24 protein-coding genes and 1 other RNA gene are annotated in these 26,511 nt (G+C 72.3%); 16 read left to right on the top strand and 9 right to left on the bottom strand.

Annotation, left to right across the window (positions count from 1 at the left end; translation table 11 throughout):
* Nucleotides 1-12 precede the first annotated feature (12 nt).
* Complete coding sequence (locus tag LNK82_RS13000; protein WP_230567217.1) at nucleotides 13-387, top strand: MerR family transcriptional regulator; 375 nt, start codon at nucleotides 13-15, stop codon at nucleotides 385-387.
* On the opposite strand, the gene LNK82_RS46710 is transcribed toward LNK82_RS13000, so the two are convergent.
* Genes LNK82_RS46710 through LNK82_RS12980 form a run of 3 tightly spaced genes read right to left on the bottom strand, consistent with a single transcriptional unit; the run spans nucleotide 384 to nucleotide 7,242 of the window.
* A complete protein-coding gene (locus LNK82_RS46710; RefSeq protein ID WP_308257203.1) occupies nucleotides 384-4,598 on the bottom strand; it encodes an SbcC/MukB-like Walker B domain-containing protein in 4,215 nt (1,404 codons plus the stop codon). The genes LNK82_RS13000 and LNK82_RS46710 overlap by 4 nt on opposite strands.
* The gene (locus tag LNK82_RS12985) at nucleotides 4,595-5,761 is read right to left on the bottom strand and encodes a TIGR02678 family protein (protein WP_230567216.1); all 1,167 of its coding nucleotides are present in this window, start codon (nucleotides 5,759-5,761) and stop codon (nucleotides 4,595-4,597) included. Before LNK82_RS12985 ends, LNK82_RS46710 begins: the two co-directional genes overlap by 4 nt.
* Nucleotides 5,761-7,242: a DUF2397 domain-containing protein gene (locus tag LNK82_RS12980; RefSeq protein ID WP_230567215.1), complete on the bottom strand. Its 1,482-nt coding sequence runs from the start codon at nucleotides 7,240-7,242 to the stop codon at nucleotides 5,761-5,763. Before LNK82_RS12980 ends, LNK82_RS12985 begins: the two co-directional genes overlap by 1 nt.
* Nucleotides 7,243-7,293: 51 nt before the next feature.
* Between LNK82_RS12980 and LNK82_RS12975 the strand changes: the two genes are divergently transcribed.
* Nucleotides 7,294-8,262, top strand: coding sequence for a cobalamin biosynthesis protein (locus LNK82_RS12975; protein WP_230567214.1), 969 nt, complete (start codon nucleotides 7,294-7,296; stop codon nucleotides 8,260-8,262).
* Here the strand turns inward: LNK82_RS12975 and LNK82_RS12970 are convergent.
* The 4 genes from LNK82_RS12970 to LNK82_RS12955 form a co-directional block, all read right to left on the bottom strand.
* Entirely contained in the window at nucleotides 8,204-9,007 is an 804-nt protein-coding gene (locus LNK82_RS12970) for an SURF1 family cytochrome oxidase biogenesis protein (RefSeq protein WP_230567213.1), read from the bottom strand. The genes LNK82_RS12975 and LNK82_RS12970 overlap by 59 nt on opposite strands.
* A gap of 16 nt (nucleotides 9,008-9,023) precedes the next feature.
* Nucleotides 9,024-9,587, bottom strand: a complete 564-nt coding sequence (locus tag LNK82_RS12965) for a DUF1349 domain-containing protein (RefSeq protein WP_230567212.1) — start codon at nucleotides 9,585-9,587, stop codon at nucleotides 9,024-9,026.
* A gap of 7 nt (nucleotides 9,588-9,594) precedes the next feature.
* Nucleotides 9,595-10,437 (bottom strand): fructosamine kinase family protein, encoded by an 843-nt coding sequence (locus LNK82_RS12960; RefSeq protein WP_372470476.1) that lies wholly within the window; start codon nucleotides 10,435-10,437, stop codon nucleotides 9,595-9,597.
* 489 nt (nucleotides 10,438-10,926) lie between these two features.
* Nucleotides 10,927-11,382 (bottom strand): low molecular weight protein-tyrosine-phosphatase, encoded by a 456-nt coding sequence (locus LNK82_RS12955; protein WP_230567446.1) that lies wholly within the window; start codon nucleotides 11,380-11,382, stop codon nucleotides 10,927-10,929.
* A 63-nt stretch (nucleotides 11,383-11,445) separates the two neighbouring features.
* Between LNK82_RS12955 and LNK82_RS12950 the strand changes: the two genes are divergently transcribed.
* From LNK82_RS12950 to LNK82_RS12915, 8 genes are all read left to right on the top strand, one after another.
* A complete protein-coding gene (locus LNK82_RS12950; protein WP_230567211.1) occupies nucleotides 11,446-11,919 on the top strand; it encodes a hypothetical protein in 474 nt (157 codons plus the stop codon).
* Nucleotides 11,920-12,061: 142 nt separating this feature from the next.
* Nucleotides 12,062-12,211 carry a hypothetical protein gene (locus tag LNK82_RS12945; protein ID WP_230567210.1) on the top strand — a complete coding sequence of 50 codons (150 nt, stop codon included), beginning with the start codon at nucleotides 12,062-12,064 and terminating at the stop codon, nucleotides 12,209-12,211.
* Between the two features lie 84 nt (nucleotides 12,212-12,295).
* The gene (locus tag LNK82_RS12940; protein ID WP_230567209.1) at nucleotides 12,296-13,300 is read left to right on the top strand and encodes a polyprenyl synthetase family protein; all 1,005 of its coding nucleotides are present in this window, start codon (nucleotides 12,296-12,298) and stop codon (nucleotides 13,298-13,300) included.
* Between the two features lie 27 nt (nucleotides 13,301-13,327).
* Nucleotides 13,328-14,380: an Rv2231c family histidinol phosphate aminotransferase CobC gene (gene cobC, locus LNK82_RS12935; RefSeq protein WP_230567208.1), complete on the top strand. Its 1,053-nt coding sequence runs from the start codon at nucleotides 13,328-13,330 to the stop codon at nucleotides 14,378-14,380.
* Nucleotides 14,377-15,210 carry a Nif3-like dinuclear metal center hexameric protein gene (locus LNK82_RS12930; protein WP_230567207.1) on the top strand — a complete coding sequence of 278 codons (834 nt, stop codon included), beginning with the start codon at nucleotides 14,377-14,379 and terminating at the stop codon, nucleotides 15,208-15,210. Before cobC ends, LNK82_RS12930 begins: the two co-directional genes overlap by 4 nt.
* Before the next feature lie 145 nt (nucleotides 15,211-15,355).
* A complete protein-coding gene (locus LNK82_RS47665) occupies nucleotides 15,356-16,327 on the top strand; it encodes a zinc ribbon domain-containing protein (protein WP_230567206.1) in 972 nt (323 codons plus the stop codon).
* Nucleotides 16,324-17,061, top strand: a complete 738-nt coding sequence (locus LNK82_RS12920; protein WP_230567205.1) for a zinc ribbon domain-containing protein — start codon at nucleotides 16,324-16,326, stop codon at nucleotides 17,059-17,061. The genes LNK82_RS47665 and LNK82_RS12920 overlap by 4 nt, the downstream gene beginning before the upstream one ends.
* Nucleotides 17,058-18,164 (top strand): bifunctional RNase H/acid phosphatase, encoded by a 1,107-nt coding sequence (locus LNK82_RS12915; RefSeq protein WP_230567204.1) that lies wholly within the window; start codon nucleotides 17,058-17,060, stop codon nucleotides 18,162-18,164. Before LNK82_RS12920 ends, LNK82_RS12915 begins: the two co-directional genes overlap by 4 nt.
* Here LNK82_RS12915 and LNK82_RS12910 read toward each other — a convergent pair.
* Entirely contained in the window at nucleotides 18,161-18,721 is a 561-nt protein-coding gene (locus LNK82_RS12910) for an NAD(P)H-dependent oxidoreductase (protein WP_230567203.1), read from the bottom strand. The two genes, LNK82_RS12915 and LNK82_RS12910, sit on opposite strands and share 4 nt — an antisense overlap.
* A gap of 221 nt (nucleotides 18,722-18,942) precedes the next feature.
* Between LNK82_RS12910 and rnpB the strand changes: the two genes are divergently transcribed.
* Nucleotides 18,943-19,343: RNase P RNA component class A (rnpB, locus tag LNK82_RS12905), an RNA gene on the top strand.
* Between the two features lie 341 nt (nucleotides 19,344-19,684).
* On the opposite strand, the gene LNK82_RS12900 is transcribed toward rnpB, so the two are convergent.
* Nucleotides 19,685-20,029, bottom strand: a complete 345-nt coding sequence (locus LNK82_RS12900) for a ParB family protein (RefSeq protein WP_230567202.1) — start codon at nucleotides 20,027-20,029, stop codon at nucleotides 19,685-19,687.
* Nucleotides 20,030-20,412: 383 nt separating this feature from the next.
* On the opposite strand from LNK82_RS12900, the gene LNK82_RS12895 reads away from it, so the two are divergent.
* From LNK82_RS12895 to LNK82_RS12875, 5 genes are read left to right on the top strand one after another with little or no spacing between them, the layout of a single operon-like run.
* Nucleotides 20,413-20,688, top strand: coding sequence for a hypothetical protein (locus LNK82_RS12895; RefSeq protein ID WP_053721548.1), 276 nt, complete (start codon nucleotides 20,413-20,415; stop codon nucleotides 20,686-20,688).
* Between the two features lie 3 nt (nucleotides 20,689-20,691).
* Nucleotides 20,692-21,165: a hypothetical protein gene (locus LNK82_RS12890; protein ID WP_230567201.1), complete on the top strand. Its 474-nt coding sequence runs from the start codon at nucleotides 20,692-20,694 to the stop codon at nucleotides 21,163-21,165.
* Between the two features lie 25 nt (nucleotides 21,166-21,190).
* The gene (locus LNK82_RS12885) at nucleotides 21,191-24,007 is read left to right on the top strand and encodes an ATP-binding protein (protein WP_230567200.1); all 2,817 of its coding nucleotides are present in this window, start codon (nucleotides 21,191-21,193) and stop codon (nucleotides 24,005-24,007) included.
* Nucleotides 24,004-25,902 carry a hypothetical protein gene (locus LNK82_RS12880; protein ID WP_230567199.1) on the top strand — a complete coding sequence of 633 codons (1,899 nt, stop codon included), beginning with the start codon at nucleotides 24,004-24,006 and terminating at the stop codon, nucleotides 25,900-25,902. Before LNK82_RS12885 ends, LNK82_RS12880 begins: the two co-directional genes overlap by 4 nt.
* The gene (locus LNK82_RS12875; protein WP_230567198.1) at nucleotides 25,902-26,510 is read left to right on the top strand and encodes a hypothetical protein; all 609 of its coding nucleotides are present in this window, start codon (nucleotides 25,902-25,904) and stop codon (nucleotides 26,508-26,510) included. Before LNK82_RS12880 ends, LNK82_RS12875 begins: the two co-directional genes overlap by 1 nt.
* Nucleotide 26,511 lies beyond the last annotated feature (1 nt).

Raw genomic sequence — 26,511 nt, 5'->3', positions numbered from 1 at the left:
TCGGAGGGTCGGATGAGGATCGGTGACCTGGCGGCGCGAGCCGGGGTCAGTGTCCGTTCGCTGCGGTACTACGAGGAGCAGGGACTTCTCAGCAGCACTCGCAGCGCGGGCGGGCAGCGGCAGTACACGGAGTACGACGTCGAGCGGGTCGCGTTCGTGCAGCGCCTGTACGCGGCCGGGCTGTCCAGCCGCACGATCACCGAGCTGCTGCCGTGCCTCGACTCGCCGAGCGACGAGAACTCGGACGCCGCGATGGAGCGCATGGCCAGGGAACGCGACCGGCTCTCCGACCACATCGAGGAGCTGCTGCGCACCCGTGACGCGCTCGACGTCCTGATGATCACGGCCCAGGCCCACCGCGACGGCCGCCGCGTTGCCGCCTGCTAGGGGTCGACCCGGTCCAGCGCCGCGCCGTCCCACGTGGTCTGCGTGCACGCCACGCCGCGGCCGTTCTTGGGTCGCAGCACGTCGTAGATGTGCATGCGCGGGATCTTGTCGGACACGCCCCAGCCGCTGGGCCAGGTGATCACCCAGTCCATGTCGAGGTCCACCAGCAGGCCGAGCATGCGCGCGATCGTCGGGTCGTCCAGCCGCTCGAACGCCTCGTCCAGCAGCACCAGGCGCAACGGCGAGAACTCGCCGCTCACCGCGTCGTAGAACGAGGCCGCCGCCGCGAACAGCGTCACGTACGAGATGAGCCGCGTCTCGCCGGACGACAGCTGCCGGAGCCTGCGTTCCCGCGGGTTGCCGTCCGGGCCCGTGTCGGCGACCGTGACGGTGAACTGGTGCCACGTCCGGTAGTCCAGGGCGCGGGACAGGATTTCGGCGTAGTTGCCGGTGTGCGCGTCGCGTTCGGCTTCGATGCGTTCGGTGAAGACGCGGCGCAGCGTGGCGTCCTGCTCGGGATCGCGTTGCGCGTAGGGGAGGCGGACCAGCGCCAACGCGTCGCGCGTCTCCTCCTCCAACGCCGACGACGGCTTCCACGCCAGCTTCACGTGCACGCCCTGGCTGGACCGGGCCTTGCCGAGCACCTCGTTCATCCGCTTGCACAGGTCCTCGGCGACGGCGATCTGCCCGCGCAGCCACTCGGCCAGGTCGCGGATCAGGTAGTCGGCGAAGATGTTCTGGTACTGCTCGTCGAGGAAACCGCGCTGTTCGGCCAGTTTCGCGGTGACCTGCCGTGCGGCGACGGCGACCGGGCGGGCGCCCTCCTCACCGGTGACGGTGACGGTGAGCAGGCCGACGTGCTGCTCGGCGGCGATGTCGTGGCTGCCGGCCAGGGAGGTCTGCAACGCCTGGAGCTTGGTGATCACCGTGGCCTCGCCCGCGCCGCGCCGGTCGGACGCCGCCAGGGCCGTGCGGACCGACGTGACGTCGTCCGGCGTGTCCGGCAGGGCGGCGACGAGGATGCCGGGCGCCTGCACGGTGGCCTTGAAGTGCTCGGTCGCGCGGGTCAGGGTGTCGCGGGCGGTGGCGAGTTGTTCGGCCGAGGTGTCCAGTTGGGCGTTCAGCTTCGCGGCCTGCTCGCGTGCAGAGGTGACTTGTTCGCGCACGCCCTTGAGCTCATCGCGCATCTCGCGCCGCGAACGCTCCAAAGTGGACAGTTGGTCAGCGATTTCCCTTGCCTCGCCCCCGATCGCGTCGGTCAGCTCGGCCAACGTCGACGCCTGGGACGCGTAGTCGACGCACCGCGCCTCCGCGTCCGCCTCCGCCGCGGCCCGATCCTCCACGGCCGCGTGGTACCGGTGTGCCGCGTCGGTCAGGTCGGCCACCGTGCCGCGGCACTGGCGGCGCAGGACGTCGCCCAACCGGTCGGCCGTGCGCTGCGCCTCGGCCGCCGCCTGTTGGGCCTGGTGCAGGCCGTCGGTGGTGGCGGGCAGGTCCGCGTCGCCGGCCTGGCGCACGACTTCGGCGGCGGCGGCTTCGCCACGCGCTTGGGCGGCGGCGAGCTCGTCGCGCAGCTCCTCGGCGCGGCGGGCGGCGCGGTCGGCGGATTCCTGGGCGGCCTGGAGGCGGCCGTGGCGGGCGACCAGTTCGCGGTCGGCAGGGAAGCGGTCGAGGTGGGTCTCCCACTGCTCGACCAGGCCGTGCGCGGCGGCCAGGTCGGCTTCCGCCGCGCCGAGGTCGGCGCGCAGGGCGGCCAGCTCGTCCTCGAGGTCCGCGATCCGGCGCTGGCGGGCGGCTTCGCGGGCGCCGGCGCCGATGAACTCCGCCGCCTCCTTGTGCCACGCGCCGGTCAGCACGCCTGCCTGCCACCGGCCGTCCGGGGACACCGCGAACGCGCCGGCGGCCGGGGCCAGGGTCCGCAGGGACACCGAGGCGAGCAGGTCCGCCACCACCGCGGCCGGGACCGGTGAGGCCGGCTCGACGGCCGGGATCAGCACCGTCGCCAGGGACGGGCCGTCCACCGGGGTGCCGGGGATGGCCAGCACGTCCTGTCCGGGTGCCTCGGGTGCGGGGTGTGCGGCAGCTGCGGGGTGGGTTGGGTCGAGGGTCAGGTCGGCGGGGTCGGCGGTGAGGGTGTGGTGGGCTGGGTCGGGGCGGTCGGGGGTGGTTTCGGCGGGTCCGCTGGTTTTCAACCGAGGTGCGGTAACAGTGTTTCCGTACATATTCGGGGCAGGTTCACCCGTTTGTGTGACCCAGGCGTCCAGAAGGCCCGATGCCTCAAGGGCTGCCTCAAGGCCTGCGCGGGAGCTGTCGTCGACGGTGGGGTGGAAGTCGACCAGGCGGTAGAACGGGGCGCCCGTGGTGGGGTTCCGGTCCGACGCGGTGAAGCGGCCGCGGGCCGGGGTTTGGGCGGTTCCCGAGCGCAGGCGCGACAGTTCGGCGTCACGGCCGTTGATCGACGTGACCAGGTCGGCACGTCGTCGCGCGGCCGTGTGCGCGCCGTCCCGGGCGGCGGTGACCAGGGGACCCACCCACTCCCGGGCGGCGGTGGTCAGGGTGCGGGCGGTGGCCGGGTCGATGGTGGTCGGCAGGGAGAGCGGTGAGTCGGGGTGGCCGGTCGCCAGGGGGCCGGAGGTTCGCCACGACTCGACGTCGGCCAACCACCCTTGGGCGACCTCGGCCAGTTCCTGCGCCTCCTGGTTGCGCAACGCCGCCGCCTCGGTCGCCGCGTGCTGAGCATCCCGCGCCGTCTGGCGCAGCGCCTCCACCTTCCGCTGCGCCGAATCCAGCTCGGCCGCCCGCGCCGCCAGCGCCAACGCCAACGCACCGCGCTGCCGCGCCGCCGAAGCGATCTCCGACGTCCGCGCCGCCACCTCCGCCAACGTCCCCTCGTCGACCGACACCGAAGGCGGCACGCGGCGTTCGATCGGCAGCGGCTCGGCTTCCGGGTCCGGCTTGGCCCGCACCGACTCCGTGCGCACGACCGCCTCCGAGCTCGACACCCGCGGCACGTCCGGCACGGTGTCGGTGGGCAGACCCGCCACGCGCAGGTGGTGGCGCAGCGGCTCGACCAGCTCCTGCGCCGAACCCAGGTCCTCGGCCAACCGCCGCAGCAGCCGCAGCACGCCGTCGACCGCGCCGTCCTCCTGCAACCGCTGCTTGTTCGCCATGTCCAGCGCCGCCACCGCCGACGAACGCTTCTCCGCCACCAGCTTCTCGCGCGTCTGCAAGTCCTGGAGATCGCGGAACGCCGGCAGTTCCTTCAACGCGCCGATGGTCTCCTCGGCCTGCTGCTCACCGGCCTCCAACGACGCCACCGAGTGCTCCGCCGCCGCACGCGCCGCCAGCGCCTCCTCCAACGACGCCGCCAACCGGGCCGACGTCCGTTCCAGCTTCCGCACCCCGTCCTCGGCCCCGCCCAACCGCTCCGCCGCCGCGCGCAGCCCGCCGAACGCGTAGTCCGAGTACGTCTTCAGGAACGTGCCCAGCGCCGCGTCGGCCGACGACAGCCGCGTGATGTTCTCCCGGATCGACTCCAGGTCGTCGAACGACGTCGCCAGCTGCTCGACCATCGCCTGGTCCAACGGCGGCAGCGCGTCGGACAGGATCTGCTCCAGCTGCCCTTCCAGCACCTTCAACCCGACGTCCGGGTTGCGCAACGTCCGCTGCAGGTGCAGCAGGTCGCCGTACCGGGGCCCGGGCACGCCGTACACGGTCTCGGCCACGCGCGCCCGGAACGCCGCCTCCTCCAGCACGCAGTCCGCGCCGATCAGGTCGCGCAACTGCACCGGGCCCAGCGGCGTGCGGTCCGCGCCGACCAGCGTCAACCCGTGACCCACCCGCGACGAGGTGATGAACCGCCACGAGTCGGTGATCGCCTGCGAGGTCTTGGACGCCTTCACGCCCAACCCGCAGGTCAGGTACTCCCCGGCACCACGGGTCAGCTCGACCCACGCGTACCCGATCCGGTTCGGCCCGCCGTCGTAGTCGTCCAGCATGAGCCGCCGCAGCGACACCGTGTCGAAGCCCTTGGAGCCGACCTGCCGCAGGTCACCGTCCAGGCACAGCGGCAGCAGCAGCTCCAGCGTGCGCGACTTGCCGGACCCGTTGGTGCCCTGGAAGATCGCGCGCCCGCCCGAGAAGTCGAACGTCTGCTCGGTGTACTGCCAGATGTTGACGATGCCGCCCCTGTGCAGCCGCCACCTGTTCACGCGGTCTCCTCATCGAACAACGACCAGCTGGGCACGTCCGGCACGACCACCGGCTCGACTTCACGTTCGGGGTCGCCGTCGGGCGAGGGCAGCCACCGGTGGGCGGCGGCGTTGAGCAGCCACCCGTCCTCGGAGGCGACCGCCAACCCCATGCGGCGCAACAGCTCCAGCACCTCGTCGACCAGTCGGTCCAGGTCTTCGGTGAACTGCTTGGACCACGCGGTCGGGTAGTCCTCGACCAGCCGCGAGCACACCTCGGACAGCCGCGCCCGGTCCACGGCGTGCCGTCCACCGGCGAGAGGGTCGGACTCCAGCAGCTCCGGCAGCGCCAGCAACGCGATCCGCGCCACCGTGGACGTGCCGGGGAAGTACAGGTCGGTCAGGTAGTCCTCGGGATCGGCCGCCAGCACGCCCTCGACCCGGCACTCGGTGTGCAGGCCGAAGCACGTCTCCAGCAGCGCGGACTCCTTGCGCTGGTTGCGCCGCAACCACTCCGCCTGCTCCGGCGGCAGGTCCGCGTACAGGACGACGGGGTTCTCCACCAGCTTGCGCCGCACCGCGTGCTCCACGCCGCGCGGACCGGGCCGTGCCGCCAGCTCCACCAGCCGGGCCGGCGACGACGCCTCCGCCACCGGCCCGGTCAGCAGCTGCCCGAGCAGGTCGGTGTCGATCGTGATCAGCGCCTCGGCCTGCACGTCCACCGTGCCCTCGGTCTCGTGCAGCACGCCGAGCGAGACCAGGTGCCGCAACGCCGCCGTCAACGCCCGCCGGTCCGCCACGTCGTCCACCACGGTCAGCCCGGCCTCCACCGCGGCCGCACGGATGTCCGCCACCAGCCGCGACAGCAGCGCCTGCCGCCCGACCCCGGTCAGCACCGCCATGGTCAGCGCCACGTACGCGTACCCGCGCGGCGACATGCCGAGCACGCCGCGCGAGTCGTCGGGACCCGGGCCCGCCTTGTAGAGCCGGGCGAACCGCCGTTCCACCACGAGCCGGTAGCCCAGCTGCCGGGCGAACAGGTCCTGCAACGCCGCCCGGTGCCGGTAGACCAGCGCCAACAGCTCGCCGTCCGGCCCGTCGGCGCGCAGCAGCGGCCGTCGCAGCAGGGTGCGGGCGCAGCGCACCACGTTCGCGGCGTCGATCTCGGAGAGGTCGTCGAACATCAGTCGAGCACCAACGTCGAGTCGTGCAGCGTCAACGTGCCCGCCGCCGAACGGATCCGCGTCGAACTCCCGGCGGTGTGCGAGACGGTCACCCGCAGCCCGCGCACCGGATCCGTCGCCGAACCGGAGTCGGCCGCGGTGTCGCGCTGCGCCATCGCCAAGGTCAGCAGCTCGCACAGCACCTCGAGCGCCTCACCGGACAACGTCGTGGACGACAGCCGGGGCGCCGCCGCCGCCAGCTCGGCCACCGACGCCGCCCGCCGCTCGTCGGCCTCCCGCGCCTCGGCCAGCAGCGACTGCTCGGTCATCGGGTCGTCCAGGATCCGCGAGGTCCGCCCGCGGGCGCCGCGATCACCGCGGCTGCGCACGCTCACCTGCACGTCGACCACCGGCCCGTCACGCCACGCCGTGCGCTCGTTGTCGCGGTCGTGCTCGGGCGCCGGCGACACGTGCCGCGCCGCGTACAGCCCGAACGCCGCCGCGTAGAGCTCGTGCGCCTCCGAGCGCGTCCCCGCGTCGAACCACCCGGCCAGCTTCAGCAGCTCCGCCCGCCTGCTCGGCAGCAGCCCGCCGCCGGACGTCGCCCGCTTCACGCTCGCCAGCAGCGACCCGATCGCGCGCGCCGTCGCCTCCCGCAACGCCGTCACCTGGCTCGGCCGCCCGGGGCGGTCCACGAACCAGTCGGTCAGGTCCTGCCAGTCCTCCGCCGACCGCCCGCGGGCCCGTTCGACCTTCTCACCGAGGTCGGCACGGCCCAGCAGGCGCAGGAGCTCGGACCGCGCGGAGGTGACGCGGGCCAGGGCGTCCGCGATGGCCGGCGTGTGCCGCAGCACGTCCTCCACGACCATCTGGATGTACTCGACCAGCAGGTTGCGGAACCCGGAGATCTCCTCGGGCGCGAGGTGGTGCCGCGTGACGACCTGACCCAGGTAGGCGTAGAAGTCGCGCACGGTCGCGGCCAGCTCGGCGTGCTGGAGGAACAGCGTCGTGACCTGCTCGGCCAGCACCTCACGCGAGCGGGGCGCGCCGCTGATCAACGCCTCCGACAGCGACTGCCCGAGCCGGTCGAGGCCGCGTTCCACGGCGGGCAGCAGCTCCCGGGACACCTCCCGGGCGCCCTCCGGCACGCGCAGCAGCTCGTCCACGTCGCGCTGCACCCGGACCGCGAGCTTGCTGACCTGGTAGCGCACGCTGCCGTGCTGGAACTCGGCGATGCTGGAGGCCACCACCTCGCGCCTGCCCTGCACCAGGTTGCCCCACTCGACCAGCTGCCGGAGCCGGTTGATCACGTTCTCGATGCGCGACTCGCCCGCCTCGACCCGGCCCTCCCGCTCGGCGCCCGCCAACGCGCCCGCGACCTCACCCGCCGACAGGTCGGCCAGCAGCGTGGACGTGAACAACCGCATGATCGCCAGGTACGTGCGCTGGTGATCGCGGGCGTCCAGGTACGCGTAGAGCTTGAGGCGGCCGGCTGGTTCCACGGTGCGCCACCCTAATGCGGCGGTCCGACACGTGCGGGCTACCGTGCCCGTGTGAGTCTGGGGCGCGCGGTGGGGTTGGTGCTGGGCGTGGCCGCTGACGCGGTGTTCGGCGACCCCGAGAGGTATCACCCGGTAGCGGGATTCGGACGGGCGGCGGCGGCGCTGGAGCGCAAGCTGTACCGCGACCACCGGGCGGGCGGTGTGGCGCACACGGTCGCGCTCGTCGGCGGCACGGTCCTCGCGGGAGTCGCGGTGGAGCGGCTCGGCAAGCGCAGCCAGGTCTTCCAGGCCCTGAGCACGGCCGCCGCCACGTGGATCGTGCTCGGCGGGTCGTCGTTGGCCGACGAGGGCACCGCGATGGGCCGCGAGCTGGACGGCGGCGACCTCGAAGCGGCGCGCAATCGTTTGCCCAACCTGTGCGGGCGCGAGCCGCGCAAGCTCGACACGATGGGCCTGGCGAAGGCGACCGTCGAGTCCGTGGCGGAGAACACGTCCGACGCCGTCGTGGCCCCGCTGTTCTGGGGCGCGGTCGCGGGCGTGCCCGGTCTGCTCGGCTACCGCGCGGCGAACACGCTCGACGCCATGGTCGGCCACCGCAACGAGCGCTACCGCCGGTTCGGCTGGGCCGCGGCACGGCTGGACGACGTGGCGAACCTGCTGCCCTCGCGGCTGGCCGCGCTGCTCACGGCGGCCGGTGCGCCGGTCGTCGGCGGGTCGGCGGGCGAGGCGTGGCGGACGTGGCGGCGGGACGCGGCGGCCCACCCGAGCCCCAACGCCGGCCAGGTCGAGGCGGCGTTCGCGGGCGCGTTGGAGGTCCGGCTGGGCGGGCGCACGGTGTACGCGCACGGCGCGGAGGACCGGCCGGTGCTCGGGCACGGCCGCAACCCCGACGCGGGTCACGTGACGCGGGCGGTGGAGCTGTCGCGGGTGGTCGGCGCGTCGGCGGCGGCCGTGACCGCGGTCATCGCGCTGGCGCGGCCTCGTCTTCGGCGAGCTGTTCGGCGACGGACTTCCGCCTGACCTTCTTGCCGGTGGTGTCCGCCTGGAGCGCGCCGCCGGGGCGGATCTCGCGGACGGTGAAGTACAGCCAGCCGCCGAGCGCCATCGCGCCGAACGCGATCCACTGCAACGCGTAGGAGAAGAACGGTCCCGCGTCGAGCTTCGGCAGCGGCAGGGACTCCTCGACCCCGGGCTGGCCCTCGGTGAGCTGGAAGTAGCCCGGCCGGAGGTCCAGCCCGGCGGCGCGGCCGACCACGGCGGAGTTCACCGAGTACACCTGCCGGTGCTCGTCCTCCTGGAACGCCTCCCGGGTGTCCGACTCGTCCCGGCGGACCAGCGCGACCAGCGTCACGTCACCGGTCGGCACCGGCTTGAGGTCGGGCACCTTGATGCCGTTGACCGGCCGCACGTAACCCCGGTCGACCAGCACCGTCGGCCCGTCGGCCAGCCGGAACGGCGTCAGCACCTCGAACGCCGCCTCGCCCTGCACGGTCCGCAGCCGCGCCACCGCCTGCCCCTCGGGCAGGTAGCGGCCGGTCAGCGTCACGCGCCGCCACTCGACCTCGGCGGCGGGCCGGTCGAGCAGCGTGGCGACCGGCACCGGGTCGGTGCGCAGGGACGACGTGACCGCGTTGTTCTGGGCGTCGCGCTCGGTGTCGCGGTCGAACTGCCACGGCGCCAGCAGCGTGAAGCACGCGCCCGCGAACACCCAGACCGCCAGCGTCAACGCCAGCCACCCGGGCTGCAACAGGAACCTCAACCGCACGTGACCACGGTAAGCCCTAGGCCGTTGTGACCTGCACCCGGTCGAAGCGGGCGGTGAAGCCCGGGCCCGTCGGCGCCGCGACCATCACGCCGACCAACGCCTCCACCTCGGGCGGGAAGTACGCCAGCCGCAGCAGGGTCGTCGGCTCGGTGTCGCCGGTGCCGTAGCGGACGGTCACCGCGTCGCCCTCGCGCACCGCCGCGATCGTCACCCGACCGACGCGTCCGGCCGGCACCACCGACCAGTCGGAGAAGTCCCTGGTCACGACGGTGCTGACCTGGAACTCGTCGTCCACGAGCTCGACGCCCGCCTTGATCCAGTTGCGGTCGTCGAGCCACAGCGCGATGCCCGCCTGGTCGTACTGGGCGGCGTAGTCCGCGGTGAACGAGGCGGCGATGGTGAAGTCACCGGTCAGCGGCACGCCGAGGACGTGGCCGCTGTCACGGTCGTAGCCGTAGTGGGTGGTGCGCCAGAAGTCCGTTTCCGGGTCGCTGGTGACGGTCAGCCCGTCCTGGTCGCTCCACGCGCGCGGCTCGTTGAGCCACCGCCAGTCGTCGCGGTCGAACGCCTTGATCCCCATGCGGTCATCATCTCAGCGACCGGGCCAGGGACAACGCCTGTCCGGCGTAGCCGCCGCCGAACAGCACGGCGTGCACGAGCACCGGGAACAGCTGGTGCAGCGGCACCCGGTCACGCCACCCGTCGGCCAGCGGCGCGGCCTCGTCGTAGGCGGCGAGCACGCGGTCCAGGTGGGGGCAGCCGAAGAGGGCGAGCATGGCCAGGTCGCTCTCCCGGTGGCCGCCGTGGGCGGCGGGGTCGATCAGCCACGCGCGGCCGTCGGCGGCCCAGTGCACGTTGCCGTTCCAGAGGTCGCCGTGCAGGCGGGCGGGCGGTTCGTGCGGCGCCTCCACCCGCACGGCCTCTATGGTCCGGGCCTCGGTCGGGGTCAACACGCCCGCGTCCACCGCGAGTCGGGTGTAGTGGGCGATCCGGTGCTCGGCGAACCACTCGGGCCAGTTGTCGGAGGGGACGTTGCGCATCGGCGCGAGGCCGATCGTCGCCTCGGTCGGCCCGCCTGGTGGCGGCACGCCGAACGCCGGGGCTCCGGTGGTGTGGAGGGCGGCGAGCTTGCGGCCGAACTCCTCGGCGGTGGTGGGGGTGGGGTGGCCCTGGTCGATCCGGTCCATCACCAGCCACTGCGCGTCGTGGCCGTGCAGGTGTGGGACCGGTGGGCCTTTGGGTTCGGTCAGCCAGTGCAGTGAGGCGGCTTCGGCTTGGGTCGCGTTCGGGGTGCTGTGCCGTTTGACGACCACCAGGTTGCCGTTGGCGAGGGTGACTTCCCAGGTGGTCGGGCCGAGGTGGCGGGTTTCGGTGCCTGGGACGCCGGTCAGCTCCGTCGCGGCTTGGGCCGGTGATCTACGGCTGTCCACGGGGGTGCGTCCCTTCGGCTTGGCGTAGAAGCTTGAAAAGCATGTCCTCGCCGGACGGGCAGATCAGCAGGATGACCTGGGGTTGGGTGGTTCTGTGCCGGGTCCGTCGTTGGTCCGGGTTTCGTGTCATCCCACCGACCTCCACAAGGGCTACCACACGTATCAAGGGGGGCGCCCACGGTCGAAGCCGCGGGTATCGCTGAACAGCGCCCCCCTTGACACGCGCGGTAGGGCTGCGCCAGGTCGGCGGGATGACGCGAAGCCCTACTTCTGGGGAAGGGCATGCCAGTGGACGGTCCGGGGGTCGCCGGCGGGCCCGGGGTCGGGTCGGGCTGGGGCGTGTGCGGCGGCGATGCCCTCACCTCCCCAGAGGGATGACACGAAACCCGGACCAACAACGGACCCGGAACATCCAGCGGTGCTTGGGGTCATCCTGCTGATCTGCCCGTCCGGCGAGGACGTGCTTTTGATCTTTGTGTCACATCTGCCTTATAGGCGTTCGCGGACCCAAGCCAGCAGACCGGGGACCGCGGCCTCCACCATCTCGACCACGCGGTCGAAGCCGGCCTTGTCGCCGTAGTAGGGGTCGGGCACGTCGACGCCGTCCGCGTCTGGGTCGAAGGAGCGCAGCAGCCTGACCCGCTCGGGATCGCCGACCAGTCGCCGCAGCGCCCGCGCGTGCCCCGAGTCCAACGCCACCAGAAGGTCGGCGTCGAGGTGGTTGTCGTCGACCTGGGCGGCGCTGTGCTCGGTCGGGTAGCCGTTGTCGGCCAGCGACTTGGCCGCCCTGGGGTCGGCGGGGTCGCCCACGTGCCACCCGCCCGTGCCCGCGCTGGTCACCTCCACAAGATCACCCAGGCCGGCCCGGCGCAGGTGCTCGCGGAATATGATCGCGGCTACGGGGGAACGGCAGATGTTGCCGGTGCAGATGAACGAGACGGTCAGCGTCACGGCAGGGGAGTCTGCCAGGTCGAGCGCTCCGCGACCGCTCGCTTTGGGGGTCCAAGCATGTCCGGGGTCGTGGTTGGTGTCGTCGTGGTGCTCGTGGTCCTGGCGACCGCCGGGGTGGTGGTGGCGGTGCGCCGCCGGTCGTGGCCGGAGACGCCCGCGTTCGCCCGACCACGGCCCGTGACATCGCCTGGTGGGCCGGTGCCCGACCCGAACGCGGGATTCTTCACCCATCGCCGTTTCGCGTTCCGGAAAAGGCATTTCTTCGTCGGCACGGGATGTCCGCCGGTGCTGGTGGCCGATTTTTCGTCACTCGACGTGTTGCGTCGGGAACAGCCCGTGCGCATTGCCCGTTACGGCATTCGGGTGTGGTGGTGGTTCGAGGACGAATTCTACCGGGAAGCGGTCGGCCTGGGTGCCGACGACGTGCGAACATGGGTGCGTGAGCGGGAACGGAAGCGGCTGGCCCGGCAGGACCGGGCCCGACTGCTGTCAGCGGCGGAAGAGAGTCTTCGAAAGCGTGTTAACGAGTAACGTGTCGACCCGCGCTGCCGACGCCAAAGGCGTGGGGAATGTGTCGGGAAGGAAAGTGAATGACTTGCACATGTCTGGCGTGGCGGGTTCGTCCGTCCAATTCGGAACGGGTGTCGCACTCGAGGACCGGGTGGTCCCGCCGGTGTCCGCGGCCGACGCCGGGAGAGTCCGGCGACCGGTGCTGACCGAGCGGTCGCTGTGCCCGGGCGGCCGGCCCGAGGTGCCCTCGCTCGTCCACCTGGTGCTGAGCCTCGCCGTGCTGTGCTTCGCGGTCGCCATCTCGGTGCTCTGACGGCGGCAGTCCGGGCTGCGGTCCGACCGGCGCTCGAGCGGCGGTCTCAGCGGGCTCTCAGGCGCCGCGAGCGACGATCACCGTGTGTCCACAGTGCAGTCGAACGAAGCGCAGTCGACCATGCCGACCATGCCGGCGCTCGCCCGTGCGCTGCCGAAGGTCGAGGACGAGATCCGGGCCTTGGCGACCTCCTCGTCCCTGCCGATCGTCAACACCTTCTCCGGCCGCATCACCGCGGCCGGCGGCAAGCGGCTGCGCTCGGTGCTGGTCCTGGCCGGGTCGCTGGCCGTGTCCGGTCGCATCACCGACAAGGCGGTCACCGCCGCCGCCTGCGTCGAGCTGCTGCACGCCGGCTCGCTGGTGCACGACGACCTGATGGACAACGCCGAGGAACGGCGCGGCGTGCGCACGGTCAACGCGGACTGGGGCACGGGCCCCGCCGTGCTGGTCGGCGACTTCATGCTGGCCCGCGCCAGCCAGGCCGCGCTCGACCGGATCTCGCCGTTCGCCGCGAGCACGCTCGCCAAGGCCGTGACGGACCTGGTCGAGGGCCAGGTGCTGGAGGTCGTCGACCTCTACGACGCGAACCGCGACCCGGCCGCCGCGCTGCGGTCCATCGAGCTGAAGACGGGCGCGCTGTTCGAGGTCGGCTGCGTGCTGGCCGCGCACTGCGCCGACGCCGACGAGGCGACCACCGGCGCCATGGCCCGCTTCGGCGGGCTGTTCGGGCTGATGTTCCAGATCCTCGACGACCTGCTGGACCTGGCGTCCACCTCGCAGCGGCTGGGCAAGCCGGTCGGCAACGACATCCGCCAGGGCGTGTACACGTTCCCGCTGCTGCGGGCGTTGACCGACGACCAGCGCGCGCTGCTCGCGCGACGCGGCCGTGAGCTGACCGACGCGGAGCTGACCGGGTTGCTGGCGCAGCTGCGGCAGAGCAGCCTGGTCGCCGACACCCTCGCGCACTGCACGTCGCTGGCCGGGCAGGCGGTGCGCGCGCTGCCGGACCTGCCCGACTCCGACGCCCTCGGCATCCTGCGCGAGCTGCCCGGCGCCTACCTGGACTGGGCCGCCTCCCAGATCGGGTGACGACGCTGATCGCCTAGACTCGCGGCGATGACCAGCCAGGATTCCGGCCGGGCGCTGCTGCGCCACCACGGGGACGTCGACGCCGCACCCGGGCTCGTGGACTTCGCGGTGAACGTGCGGACGCCCGTGCCGCCCGCGTGGCTGCGCGACCGGCTGGCCGCCGCGCTCGACGGCCTCGGCTCCTACCCGGCCTCCGCCGCCGACGAACGCGCCCGTGCCGCCGTGGCCGCCCGGCATGGGCGCACGTCGGACGAGGTGCTGGTCCTCAACGGCGCCGCGGAGGGCTTCGCGCTGCTGCCGAACCTGCACCCGTGCCTGGCCGCCGTGGTGCACCCGTCGTTCACCGAGCCCGAGGTGGCGTTGCGCGACGCGGGCGTGCCGGTGCAGCGGGTGCAGCTGTGGCCCGAGGCCGGCTACGGGCTGCGCGCCGACCTGGTGCCCGACGAGGCCGACCTGGTGGTGCTGGGCAACCCGACCAACCCGACGTCCGTGCTGCACCCGGCGGAGGTCGTGGCGTCGCTGAGCAGGCCCGGCCGGGTGCTGGTGGTGGACGAGGCGTTCGCCGACGCCGTGCCCGGCGAGCCGGAGTCGCTGGCCGGTCGCGCCGACGTGCCCGGGCTGCTGGTGCTGCGCAGCCTGACGAAGACCTGGGGCCTGGCGGGCCTGCGCGCGGGCTACCTGCTCGGCGCGCCGGAGCTGCTGGCCCGGCTCGCGCTGCCCCGACCGCCGTGGCCGGTGGGCAGCCTGGTGCTGGAAGCCGTCACGGCGTGCTGCGAGCCGTCGGCCGTGGCGGAGGCCGAGGCGTGGGCGCGGGAGACCCGGGAGCACACCGCGCGCGCCGTCGCCGCCCTGGGCGCCCTGGGCGACCTGGTGGTCGTGCCGCCGGACGCGCCGTTCGTGCTGCTGCGCGTGCCGCACGGGCAGCGGGTGCGGGAGGCGTTGCGCGACAAGGGGATCGCGGTGCGGCGCGGGGACACGTTCCCCGGCCTGACCGCCGACCACCTCCGGGTCGCGGTCCGCGCGCCCGAGGAGTTCGCCCTGCTGGTGGACGCTTTGCGAGTCGTGCTGGAGGAGCTGTGACCACGCTCGGGGACGTCCTGGAGGTCCTGGAGGCCGCCTACCCGCCCGCGACCGCCGAGTCGTGGGACGCCGTGGGCCTCGTCTGCGGCGACCGCGCCGAACCCGTGACGAGGGTGCTGTTCTGCGTCGACCCGGTCCAGTCCACAGTGGACGAGGCGCTGGAGGTGGGCGCGCAGCTGATCGTGGCGCACCACCCGCTGATGCTGCGCGGCGTCACGGGCGTCCCGGCCGACGACCCGAAGGGCGGGCTGGTCCACCGGCTCATCCGCGCACGTGTCGCCCTCTACACCGCGCACACGAACGCCGACGTGGCCAACCCCGGCGTCTCGGACGCCCTCGCCGAGGCCCTGGGCCTGCGCGTCACCGGCCCGCTGGAGCCCGCGGACGCCGAACCCGGCACCGCCACCGGCATCGGCCGGATCGGCGAGCTCGACCAGCCCGAACCGCTGCGCGACTTCGCCCGGCGCGTCGCCGAGGCCCTGCCCGCGACGGCGTGGGGCGTGCGCGCGGCGGGCGACCCGGACCGGCCGATCCGCCGCGTCGCGGTGTGCGGCGGCGCGGGCGACAGCTACCTGGCCGCGGCGGCACGCGCGGGTGTGGACGCCTACGTCACCGCGGACCTGCGCCACCACCCGGCGGGCGAGCACCTGGCCGCGGGCGGGCCCGCGCTGGTCGACGTGGCGCACTGGGCCAGTGAGCAGCCGTGGTGCGGACAGGCGGCGCACATCGTGCGCGCCGCGTTCGGCGGTACGGTCGAGGTCCTCGTCTCGACCCGCCGGACCGATCCGTGGACCGTGGGCGTGACGAGCCGAACAGGAGAGGTGACGTAGTGCGAGTCCCTGCTTGCTCCTGCTCGGCGCTGGTCACCGTGGTCGGGATGGCGACGAGCCGAGGGTCCGAGCCGCTGGTCGGCAGTGCCTGTTCTGTCGTGCGTGGGTGGGCGCGGGACGATTGCACCCTGACCGGTGGTGCGCGGTGAAGGCCACCCGTGTCGGCTACTCCGCGGACCTCAACGCGGGAAAGTGCGAGCAGCTCGTAGAGCAGGCGCGCCGGCTCGGTGCCATCCGCTCGAAAGTGTGGCGGGAGTACGGCTCGATCAACGGTGTCGTGCACTACACGATCGACGCGAGCGCGGTGAAGTCGTCGAGAAGGCCCTGCGGTGACCGCGGGATCGGCGTGGACAAGGGGTGCAGCGAGGTCCTCACCGACTCCGACGGGCTGCACCACGGTCCCGCACCCGGTGAGTTGTCGACGAGCGAATCCGATCACCGGAAAGCGAAGAACTCGCGTCGCGCGAAGCTCCGGGGTGTCGCCGAGAAGGCAGTCCGACGTGGGCATCACGCGAAAGCCCGACGGATCAGGGACCACAACCTCGGCGTGATCAAGAGGAACCGCCGCTCAGCCGCTTGGCAGCGCCGAGTCCGCGACATTACGTTCAAGGCCGTGCATGCTGTGGTCGACAAGGCCCGGTTCGTGGTGGCCGAAGACCTGACAAGGACCTTCACCTGCCGCAAGCGGCTGGGGAGGGATACGAACCGACGGTTGGCAGCCTGGACCAAGGGCGTCACCGCCGAGGCACTGGCGAACGTGTCGGAACGCAGAGGTTCTGCGTTGCGGCTGGTCAACGCCGCTTGCACGTCACAAGTCATTCCCGGTACCGACTTCTTCGGAAGACGGGCGGGGGACCGGCTTCACTGCATCCGGTGCGGGGCCGGGTGGCAGGCCGACCACGCCGCTGCGATCAACATCCTGGATCGAGCCGCCGACCCCGACGTCGGCCTGTACACCCGCCACACGCGGGTGAAGCAGCTCCTCCAGGAGCGGGATCGCCAACGGTCCAGACTGCCGGACCAGGACTCCAACACCGCAGATCGCTGCCGGTGTGGAGAGCGAAACATCCACAACCGATCGTTTTCGATCGACGAAAAGGAAGCAGGACCTCAGTGAAAGCCGATCCCGCCGTGCAGCGCAGGCTGCTCGACCTCGCGCAGGTCGACGCCGAACTGTCGCGCGTCACCCATCGGCGCCGCACGCTGCCCGAGATCGCGGAGATCGCCGAGGCGGAGAAGCAGTTCCGCGCCAAGCAGGACGCGCTGACCACGATCGAGACGACCCTGGGCGACCTGAACCGCGAGGTCAAGCGGCAGGAGACCGAGATCGACCAGGTCCGCGCCCGCGAGGAGCGCGACCGCAAGCTGCTCCAGGGCGGCTCCGTCGGGGCCAAGCAGCTCACCGACCTGGAGCACGAGCTGGCCACCCTCGGCCGCCGTCGCGGCGCGCTGGAGGACGACCTGCTGGAGCTGATGGAACGCCGCGAGGCCGTCGAGGCCGACATCCAGCACGCCCGCGTCTTGCTGGACAAGGCGCAGGAGGCCCTGTCCGACGCAGCACGTCGCCGCGACAGCGCGCTGGCCGACCTGGAGTCGACCGAGACCAAGCGCACCGCCGACCGCGGGCTCATGACCGGCCAGTTCCCCGAGCCGCTGCTCGCGCTCTACGAGCGGGTGCGCAAGCAGAAGAACATCGGCGCGGCGCTGCTGCAGTCGCGGCGCTGCGGCGCGTGCCGCATCGAACTGGACCGCAACGCGTTCGCCAAGGTCAAGGAGTCCGCGGCGGACGAGGTCATCCAGTGCGACGAGTGCGGCGCGATCATGGTGCGCACCGGGGAATCGGGGCTGTGAGGGTCGTCGTCGAGGCCGACGGCGGCTCGCGCGGCAACCCCGGGCCCGCCGGGTACGGGGCCGTCGTGCTGGACGAGTCGGGCGCGGTGCTGGCCGAGCGGTCGGCGGGTCTCGGCGTCGTCACCAACAACGTGGCCGAGTACCAGGGGCTCATCGCGGGGCTGCGGGCGGCGGCCGAGCTGGGCGCGTCCGAGGTGTCCGTGCGGATGGACTCCAAGCTCGTGGTCGAGCAGATGTCCGGCCGGTGGAAGGTCAAGCACCCGTCCATGCAGCCGCTGGTCGCGCAGGCCCGCGAGGTGGCGCGGGCGTTCGACCGGGTGGGCTACGAGTGGATCCCGCGCGAGCGCAACCAGCGGGCCGACCGGCTGGCCAACCAGGCGATGGACGAGCAGGCGGGGGTTCCCAGGAAGGCCCAGCCGGAGAAGGCCGAGCCGCAGCAGCCGGACGCCGCCGCGACCCAGTCACCGGTGTCGTGGACCGGTGCGGTCGGCGAGCCGACCCGGCTGTACCTGCTGCGCCACGGGCAGACCGAGTTGTCGGTCGCCCGCCGCTACTCCGGGCGCGGCAACCCGCCGCTGACCGAGGTCGGACGCGGGCAGGCCGAGGCCGCCGCGCGCCGGCTGGCCAAGGTCGAGGGCCTGACCGCGATCGTGTCGTCGCCGTTGGGGCGGGCGCGGGAGACGGCGCTGGCCGTGGCGACGGCCACCGGCGCCGAGCTGTCCTGGGACGACGACCTGATCGAGACCGACTTCGGTGCGTGGGAGGGGCTGACCTTCACCGAGGCCGCCGAACGCGACCCCGACGTGCACCGGCGCTGGCTCGGCGACCCGTCCGTGCCCGCGCCCGGCGGCGAGAGCTTCGACCAGGTGCACCACCGGGTGCGGCGGGCGCGCAACGCCGTCGTGTCCCGCTTCGGCGGCGCGAACGTCGTCGTGGTCAGCCACGTCACGCCGATCAAGTCGCTGCTGCGGATGGCGCTGGACGTCGGCCCGTCGCTGCTGTTCCGGCTGCACCTGGACCTGGCGTCGCTTTCGGTGGTCGAGTTCTACCCCGACGGCCACGCCTCCGTGCGGCTGGTCAACGACACGTCGCACCTCGGCTAGCCGGCGGGGCGCAGCCGGGCGCGCTCGTCGCGCCGGAACCGGGCGTCCTCGACGGCCAGCGCGAACCGGTCCACCGCGCCGCGAATCGCTTCGGCGGCTTTCGGCGCGATGGTCCCGTTCCCGATGTCCGGGTCGAGCACGAATTCGCCGCGCAGGACCGAATCCGCGCCTTTGCCGGCGAGCAGCGGGTTCAACGCGTAGTCCATCGCGACCAGGAATCCCTGGCTGCCGCCGGTCGCCAGGGGCAGGATCACCCGGCCGCGCAACGCCTTCTTCGGCAACAGGTCGACCAGCGCTTTCACGAGTCCGCTGTAGGCCGCGCGGTAGACCGGGCTGGCCACCACGATGCCGTCCGCGCGCAGCACCGCGGCGACCGCGTCACCGATCTCCGGGTCCCTCAGGTCCTCGGTGAGCAGCGGCAACGTCGGCAACTGGCGCACGTGCAGGGTGTGCACCGCGTACCCGGCCGCGCGCAGCAGCCCTTCGACATACGTGACGACGACGCCGGTCCGGGACGTCGGCGACGGGCCGCCGGAAATCATCAGAATGGAGGACATGGGTCGCTGACACCTTTCGGGAAAAGGCTCGGAGTGCGAGGTAAAAGGGTCAGTGGCAACAGATCGCGGCGGCGGTGCGGCCGAAGTCGACGTGCCGTCGGCGGGTGAGTCCCCCGATTCCTGCCATGGTTTCGAGTAGAGCAGCAAGCCCACATCGCGACAAGGTTCACCGGCCCTGGTTCCACAGCCTGGGAAGCCGCCGGTATCCTGGTGCCCGCGGATGAGTCGGCAGGGCGGTCGCGTCGACGGGTTCACGGATCCGTCGCCGAGGAAAGTCCGGACTCCACAGGGCAGGGTGGTTGTCAACGGCAACCAGGGGCGACCCTCGGGACAGTGCCACAGAGAACAGACCGCCCCGGCGCGAGTCGGGGTAAGGGTGAAACGGTGGTGTAAGAGACCACCAGCGCCCCCGGTGACGGGAGCGGCTAGGTAAACCCCACCCGGAGCAAGGCCAAGAGGGTGCCCCAGGGCACCTGCGCAGGCGTTCGAGGGCTGCCCGCCCGATGCCTGCGGGTAGGCCGCACGAGCCTGTCGGCAACGGCAGGCCGAGATGGATGGCCGCCGAACGGGACCGCCGCGAGGCGCCCGGGAACAGAATCCGGCTTACATGCCGGCTCATCCGCCCCTTCCGGCCAGTCGGCCGACGTCGCCCATCCGGCGCACACGTCCGTCCGGTCGTGCCCGTCCCTCGGGGTCACCGGCCAGTTCAGGCCTATTCGCCCGCCTATACATCCCTTGCGCGCCAACGGCGTTACACAAGTGAAGCCGTTCGAGTGGTTGTCGGTATCAGCCCCGCTCGCCGCGAGTCCTCCTCTGTGCCACCACCTGGCTCCCTCACCGGCCTGACGGACGCGGCGGCGATCACGGTGGGCAGAGGGGGTCCCTTCCTCGCCTGGGGGTGGGAAGGGGCCCCGTCCCGCGTCGAGGCGGCCGGCGTCGGCCGGGAAGGGCGCGTCGGCCGGGTCAGGCGCGGCGGGCCGGTCGGCCGGGCGGCATGCGGAACACCGGGCGGAACGCCGCGCCGCCGTTGTAGCGGCGCTCCAGCTCGGCCACGTACGCCTCGACGGCCGGGTTCACGATGTCGGCCAGGCTGCGCACGCCGGCCTCCGCCTCGTACGCCGCCAGGTAGGTCGCCGCCGCCCGCGCCCGCTCCAGCACGTCCTGGTCGAAGTTGACCGTCCGCTGCACCCGCCGCCCGGTTTGCCGGTCGCCACCGGTAACCTGATCATCGTCCGAGACGGCCACGGAGACGGTGATTTCGTTCACTCCGCCGGCTGGTTCGGGCGCGGCCTCGGGCGGCTGGGTCATCGGCGAGCCTCCTCGGCGTCGTCACTCCGGCCTGCGGACCGTTCGGGTGCCCGCCGCTGAGCCGGACGGGGGAGTCGTCGTGGCCGGCGGGAAGTGGGCTGGTGGTCTTGCACACTGTGCGTGACCAGGGGCTTCGCAGGCGGGTGAACTATCTCAGCAATCGGGAGAATCACGGGACGTCGGTTCTCCACCGGCTCCCCCCGATCCATGATGTCCGTGGTCAGATTAGACGTAATCGACTACCAGGGGAACGCTTATTGATCTACGCACCGCTGATCGCCAGATACACCTGGTGACGAAGACGTGTTCTACTCGATAGCGCACCAACCGGACGGGCACCCCTCGGCCCGCCCGGCGAAGTCCTGCGTACTCAGGAGTACGAGATGACCGCCATGACCCTGGTAACACTCGCCCAGCAGCCGCCCGCTTTGGGCACAGGCGGGGTGCGCCAGTGGATCCTCGACAACCTGGTCCCCCTCCTCTTGTTGACCGTCGCGGTCCTGCTGCTCTGGCTCGGCGGCGGCAAGGGTGACAACGCCGGGGTCATGCGCCGCCTGGGCGGCGTCATCATCGCGTTGGCGATCATCGGCCTGGCCGTCACCACGAACGCGGGCGCCAACATCGGCCAGTGGATCGCCGGCCTGTTCACCGGCGGGTGACCCTTGCGGGTACGCACTGACGACGAGGTCTACCGGGTCGACGCCGTCTGGCTCGGCCCGCCCAAAGCAACCTTCCCGTGGCGTGCGCGGTACGTCGCGTGGGGTGTCGGCATCGTGGTCTTCCTGCTGGTGACGGCTGTCCAGCGGCAGGTCGGCTTCGGTTTCGACGTCATCAACACCGGCTGGGGCTTCGTGATCACGGTCGCCCTGACCAGGTTCATCTGCGCGCGGATCAGCCACGAGCGCCCGCTGTCGTCGGTGGTGGCGATGTGGGTGCGCGAGCTGACCGCGCCGCGGGAGACCACGGCGGGCCGGGGCGGCGCGGCCAGCGCCGCGCGGATCCGGGTCAACGCGCACCGCCCGCGCAAACGTCCTAAGAGGGGTGCGAAACGCGCGAGCGCCGCCACCCGATCCCAGCACCGCACGCAGCAAGACCGCCGTCAGAAGGAGGTGCGCGGTGTTCGGACGCCGGCGTGACCGTGACCGACGATCCGCTGCGCACGTGGCCCAGCACGCGGCTGCGGGGCGCGACGACCGCAAGGTCTACAGCAAGCGCGGTCGCCGCCTGCCCGGCGAGCAGGCCGTGCCGAGCTACACCCCGTCCATCGCGGCCCGCAGCATCGACGGCCACCTGCTGCGCACCGGCCAGGAGGTCTACGCCTGGTACCGGCTCGCGCCGCAGCGCTGGTCGTTCCGGTCGGACTCGCAGCGCCAGGACCTGATCGCCGCCATCGCCGGCCAGTACGCCGAGCTGCAGGGCCGCTGGATGCACCTGCGCGTGACGAACCGGCCGTACCCGATCCGGATGTGGGCCGAGGCGCACGTGCACAACGCCGTGCGCCGGCTGCCGGACACCCCCGGCACGCTGAGCTTCGACGACTACATGGTCGGCGAGCAGCAGCAGCTGATGGGCCGGTCGATGGCCGAGAAGGAGGTCTACCTCGGCGTCCAGGTGCAGACCCGCAACATGATGGACCGCGCGGTCGAGCGCGCCGCGCCCGTGCTGCGCAAGGTCTTCCCGGACGCGGTGGACGCCGAGCTGGTCGCGATCGAGTCCGAGATCGACCACCTCGACCAGGTGATCGGCTCCGCCGGCCTGGAGGGCCGCCCGGCCACGGCCGAGGAGATGGCCTGGCTGATGCACCGGTCGTGCTCGCTGGGCCTGCCCGCGCCGCGCAACCTGCCCGCCGTGCCCGGCGCGCCGTGGGAGCCGGAGGACCTGGCGTCGTTCACCGACGCGGCGGACTTCCACCAGGAGCCGTACTCGCCGACGGTCACCGTGCGCGGTCGCACGGGGTCGAACGCGGGCATCAAGCGGCACGTCGCCGTGCTCACCGTGGGCCTGATGCACGGGCTGCAGATCCCCGAGCAGGACGACCCGTGGGTGCAGCGCTCGGACCGGCTGCCCGCGGCCGTCGAGTGGTCGGCGCGGATCTACGTGCGGCGGCCCGAGGAGGTCTCCGGCGAGTTGCAGCGGCAGATGAGCAAGGTGCGCTCGCAGGTGCGCCACTACACCGACGAGCACGAGCTGGACCCGCCGCAGTCGCTGGCCCGCCAGGCGTCCCGGGTGCTGGAGATCGACGACGAGATGACGTCGGGCTTCACCGCGCTGGGCACGCGGGTGCGCAGCTGGTGGCGGCTCGCGGTGTCCGGGCCGACCGAGCGCGAGGCGCTGCGGCTGGCCCAGGGCCTGCTCGACCTCTACAAGCCGAAGGTGGCCATCGAGCACCCCGAGGCGCAGTACGCGATCGCGCGGGAGTTCATCCCGGGCGAGCCGCTGTCCTCGTCGGCCTACCTGCGCCGCGGCTCGGTGCTGTGGGCGGCCTCGGCCGTGCCCACCGCCACCGCCGAGGTGGGTGACCGCCGCGGCATCCTCCTGGGCGAGACGGTGACCGCGACCCGGCGCCCGGTGGCGTGGGACCCGTGGATGGCGCAGGAGCTGCGGGACTCGTCCGGCCTGACCGCCATGGTCGCCGGGCTGGGCGCGGGCAAGTCGTTCCTCGGCGGCGGCATCGTCTACAAGACGTTGCGCGCCGGGGCGCACTGGACGCTGCTCGACCCGTCCGGGCCGCTGGCGGCGTTGTGCGAGCTGCCCGAGCTCAAGCCGTACGCGCGGCCGATCAACCTGCTCAACGCGCAGGCGGGCATCCTCAACCCGTACCGGGTGGTGGCCGAGCCCCAGCTCGACCACTTCATGGACGAGGAGGACCCGGAACGGGCGTGGCGGCGTGAACGCGCGCTGGCCGCGGCCACCCGTCGTCGTCTGGTGCTGGACGTGCTGTCCGGCCTGCTGCCGTACGAGGTGTCGCGGTTGCCGCAGACCCGGATCGTGCTGCTGCGCGCGGTCCGCACGGTCGGCGGCCGGCCCGACGCGCACCCCGGCATGGTGTTCGAGGCGCTGCGGCGTGACGCGAGCGAGCACCACGAGCACGCGGTCGTCGTCGCCGACTTCCTCGACGAGATGCGGGAGCGCATGTCGCTGCTCATCCCCGAGCAGGACCTGGACCCGTACAACGAGGCGCGCGACGACCGGTTGACCGTGCTGACCATGGCGGGGTTGAACCTGCCGAAGGACGGCGTCGGCCGCGAGCACTGGACGGACGCGGAAGCGCTCGGCGTGGAGATGCTGAACCTCGCCGCGTGGCTGACCCAGCGCTCGATCTACGAGCGGCCGAAGGACCTGCGCAAGGGCGTCTGGATCGACGAGGCGTTCTTCCTGTCCGAGGTGCCGACGGGTCGCGTGCTGATGAACCGGTTCGCCCGCGACTCGCGCAAGTGGAACGTCCGCGTGCTGCTGTCGTCGCAGATCCCGGCGGACTTCCTGAAGATCCAGGGCTTCGTCACGCTGCTCGACTCGGTGTTCGTCGGCCGGTTGGACGACGACCAGGCCCAGTCCGACGCGCTGCGCCTGCTCAAGGTGCCGATCGGGGCGGGCTACGAGCAGGTGGTGGCGTCACTGGGCCGTCGCCCGGGTGGCGTCCGCACCAACCTCGAACGCGACCGCGCGCCGCGGCAGTTCATCTTCGGCGACGGCGCGGGCGGCGTGGAGCGGATCCGCATCGACTTCTCCGGGCCGCACCTGGAGCACCTGCGCAACGCCCTCGACACCACCCCGGACGCCATGCGCGAGGGTCCGGAGTCGACCGAGGTGGAGGTCTCCTCCCCGCCGCAGGACCCGTTCGCGTACGCCGAGCAGTACACCGACGAGTACGACGACGAGCTGGCCGCCGACCTGGAGGTCGGCCTGACCGACGAGCTGGTCGACTCGGCGCACGGCGAGGGAGGAAACCGCCGACCGGGCCGGGAAGGCGGCGCATGAGCACCCTTCTGCTGGTGGCGCTGGTCGCCGTCGCGCTCTACGCGCGACGGCGATTCAGACACGCCCAAGAGCACGCCGAGGCGCACGGCCGACCGGCGCGCGCCCGGTGGCGTGCGATGGCCGTGGTGGTCGCGATCGTCGGCCTCCAGGTGGTCATCGGCGCCACGCCCGCCAGCGCCGCGCCGTGCGGCGAGGCGCCCAACCCCGAGCGGCCCGGCTCGGGCATGGTCGGCGCGATCGACCCGCCGATCGGCAACGGCCTGCCGAACACGCCGTACCTGAACCACGGGTACGCGGGCATGGTCTGGCACACCTACCAGGAGAAGTGCCTGGTGCCCAACGCCAGCCCGGTGCTGGACACCTGGATGGGCAACGAGCTGTTCAACGTCGGCAAGAACATCGTCGGCGCGACGAACGCCCTGCACTACACCGTCGTCGGCCAGGGCCTGCTGCAACCGCTGGACGAGGCGGTGAAGACGGGCGTCCAGAAGGTCTACGACAACGTCTACCTGCGCTGGTTCGGCCTGGTCGCGCTGATCCTGGCGGTGTTGATGTTCCGCCAGATCTGGCAGGGCGACCTGGCCTCGATCAGCAAGCGCGGGCTGTGGGCGCTGGCCGCGATGTGGCTGGCGACCTCGACCCTGGCGCTGCCGCAGTTCTACAACCTGCTCGACAGCACCCTGGTCACCAAGACCTCGGAGATCCAAGCCGGCTTCATCGACGTGGACGCGAACCAGGACACCCTCGACAAGCTCCCGTCGGACCTGCACCAGACCGTGGTCTACCAGAGCTGGCTGCGCGGCGAGTTCGGCACGCCCGACGCGCCGCAGGCCAGGGACTTCGGCCCGAGGCTGCTGGCCGCGCAGTCGTGGACGGTGCAGGAGCTCGCCGAGCACAAGGACGGCGACCAGGCCGCGCTCGACGCCAAGAAGGCCGAGTACAAGAACATCTACGCGCAGCTCGGCCCCACGAAGGGCTACTTCAGCGGCGAGGACGGTGGCCGCACGGGCGCCGGGTTCCTGTCGTTGCTGCAAGCCGTCGCGTTCTCGTTGTTCCAGCTGTTCGCGAAGGCCGCGGTGCTGCTGGCGCAGCTGCTGCTGCGGGTGCTCACGCTGGCGGGTCCGCTCATCGGCCTCGTCGCGCTGATCCACCACGACCTGCTGCGCAAGGTCGCCCGAGCGGCGGCCGTGACCGTGTTCAACGTGCTGGTGCTGGCGGTGCTCGCGGGCACCCACGCGTTGCTGCTCCAGGCGATCTTCAACGCCAGCGGGCTGACGCTGCTGACCAAGGCGCTGCTGGGGCTGATGCTGACCTTGGTCTGCTTCATGGTCGGCAAACCGCTGCGCCGGATGTGGCAGATGGTGGAGATGTCGGTCGGCTCGGCCAGCAACGCGCTGCCGATGCGCGGCGGCGTGCTGTCCAGGCTGCGCAAGAAGAAGGAAGGCCCCTCGCCGCAGGAGGAGTTCTGGGACACCGTGCGCGACGCGGACCCGGACGGGCCCGAGGTGCCGCAGCGCGACCGGCGGCGGGTGCGGCCCGAGGCGGCCAACCCCGTGGCCGCCACCGCGCAGCGGTTGGACCGGGCCGGGAACAGCGTGGGCGAGCTCGGCAGCGGTGGTGGGAACGGCGCCGCGGCGCTGCCCGGTGGTGGGTACGCCGGTCCGGCGGCGTTGCCGTCCGGGCGGTCCAGGGTGGTCGACACGGTGCCCATCGCCGATCGGAACTACGACCGGGTGGACGACGCGGTGCTGGTGCCCTCGCGCGTCAACGGTCGGGTCCTCGACGCGCCGACCGCCGTGCCGGGGCCGCGCCGCGCCGAGACGGAAGTGGTGGCGGGACGGCAGGTCCACGTGATCTACCGCCCGTCACGCGGGCTTGAGGTCAGGGACAGCTGATGCCGATCCGAACCAACCGCGGCCGGGCGGCCGTGTACCGACGCCTGTGGGGCTGGCCGTTGCGCTCGCCGCGCCACCTCGTGGCCTCGATCGTCGGCGTGACGGTCCTGGTCACGACGATCAGCGTGGTCATCCCCAACGCGATCAAGCCGCGGCAGGGCGGCGGCACGGCGGGGACCACGTCCACCGTGGTGACCGGCGGCAGCGGCGGCAACCAGGTCGGCGTGCTGCCCACCGCCACCTCCACCGCGCTGCCGACCAAGGCGCAGAGCCCCACCGCCGCGCCCACCTCGGCCCCGGTGAACCCCAACGCGCAACTGGTCGCCGACATGTGGGTCGACGCGTTCAGCGCGTTCGAGCCGGGCAAGACGACCAAGGAGCAGTGGCTGGCCGGGCTCAAGCCGCACACCTCGAACGAGCTGTTCCCCCGGTTGGAGTCGGTGGAGCCCGCGAACGTGCCCGCGGTGATCGACCAACCGGTCAAGGCCATCAAGTCGTTCACCGAATCGGCGGAGTTCGAGGCCCGGTTGGAGGACGGCAAGCTCTTGGTGACCGTGGTGAAGCTCCCCGAGGGCTGGCGCGTGCACGACTGGACGAAGGGGGCCTGAC

The organism is Saccharothrix luteola (assembly GCF_020859565.1).
Classification (GTDB): domain Bacteria; phylum Actinomycetota; class Actinomycetes; order Mycobacteriales; family Pseudonocardiaceae; genus Actinosynnema; species Actinosynnema luteola.
The sequence above is the reverse complement of the archived record's forward strand: the minus strand, read 5'-3'. Positions and strand labels throughout refer to the sequence as shown.

What these genes read in the sequence shown, in the direction of transcription:
- LNK82_RS13000 (WP_230567217.1), top strand. Translation starts at nt 13, where the DNA reads ATGAGGATCGGTGACCTGGCGGCGCGAGCCGGGGTCAGTGTCCGTTCG.
- LNK82_RS12985 (WP_230567216.1), bottom strand. Translation starts at nt 5,761, where the DNA reads ATGTTCGACGACCTCTCCGAGATCGACGCCGCGAACGTGGTGCGCTGC.
- LNK82_RS12965 (WP_230567212.1), bottom strand. Translation starts at nt 9,587, where the DNA reads ATGGGGATCAAGGCGTTCGACCGCGACGACTGGCGGTGGCTCAACGAG.
- LNK82_RS12950 (WP_230567211.1), top strand. Translation starts at nt 11,446, where the DNA reads ATGTCCGGGGTCGTGGTTGGTGTCGTCGTGGTGCTCGTGGTCCTGGCG.
- cobC (WP_230567208.1), top strand. Translation starts at nt 13,328, where the DNA reads ATGACCAGCCAGGATTCCGGCCGGGCGCTGCTGCGCCACCACGGGGAC.
- LNK82_RS12910 (WP_230567203.1), bottom strand. Translation starts at nt 18,721, where the DNA reads ATGTCCTCCATTCTGATGATTTCCGGCGGCCCGTCGCCGACGTCCCGG.
- LNK82_RS12900 (WP_230567202.1), bottom strand. Translation starts at nt 20,029, where the DNA reads ATGACCCAGCCGCCCGAGGCCGCGCCCGAACCAGCCGGCGGAGTGAAC.
- LNK82_RS12895 (WP_053721548.1), top strand. Translation starts at nt 20,413, where the DNA reads ATGACCGCCATGACCCTGGTAACACTCGCCCAGCAGCCGCCCGCTTTG.
- LNK82_RS12880 (WP_230567199.1), top strand. Translation starts at nt 24,004, where the DNA reads ATGAGCACCCTTCTGCTGGTGGCGCTGGTCGCCGTCGCGCTCTACGCG.
- LNK82_RS12875 (WP_230567198.1), top strand. Translation starts at nt 25,902, where the DNA reads ATGCCGATCCGAACCAACCGCGGCCGGGCGGCCGTGTACCGACGCCTG.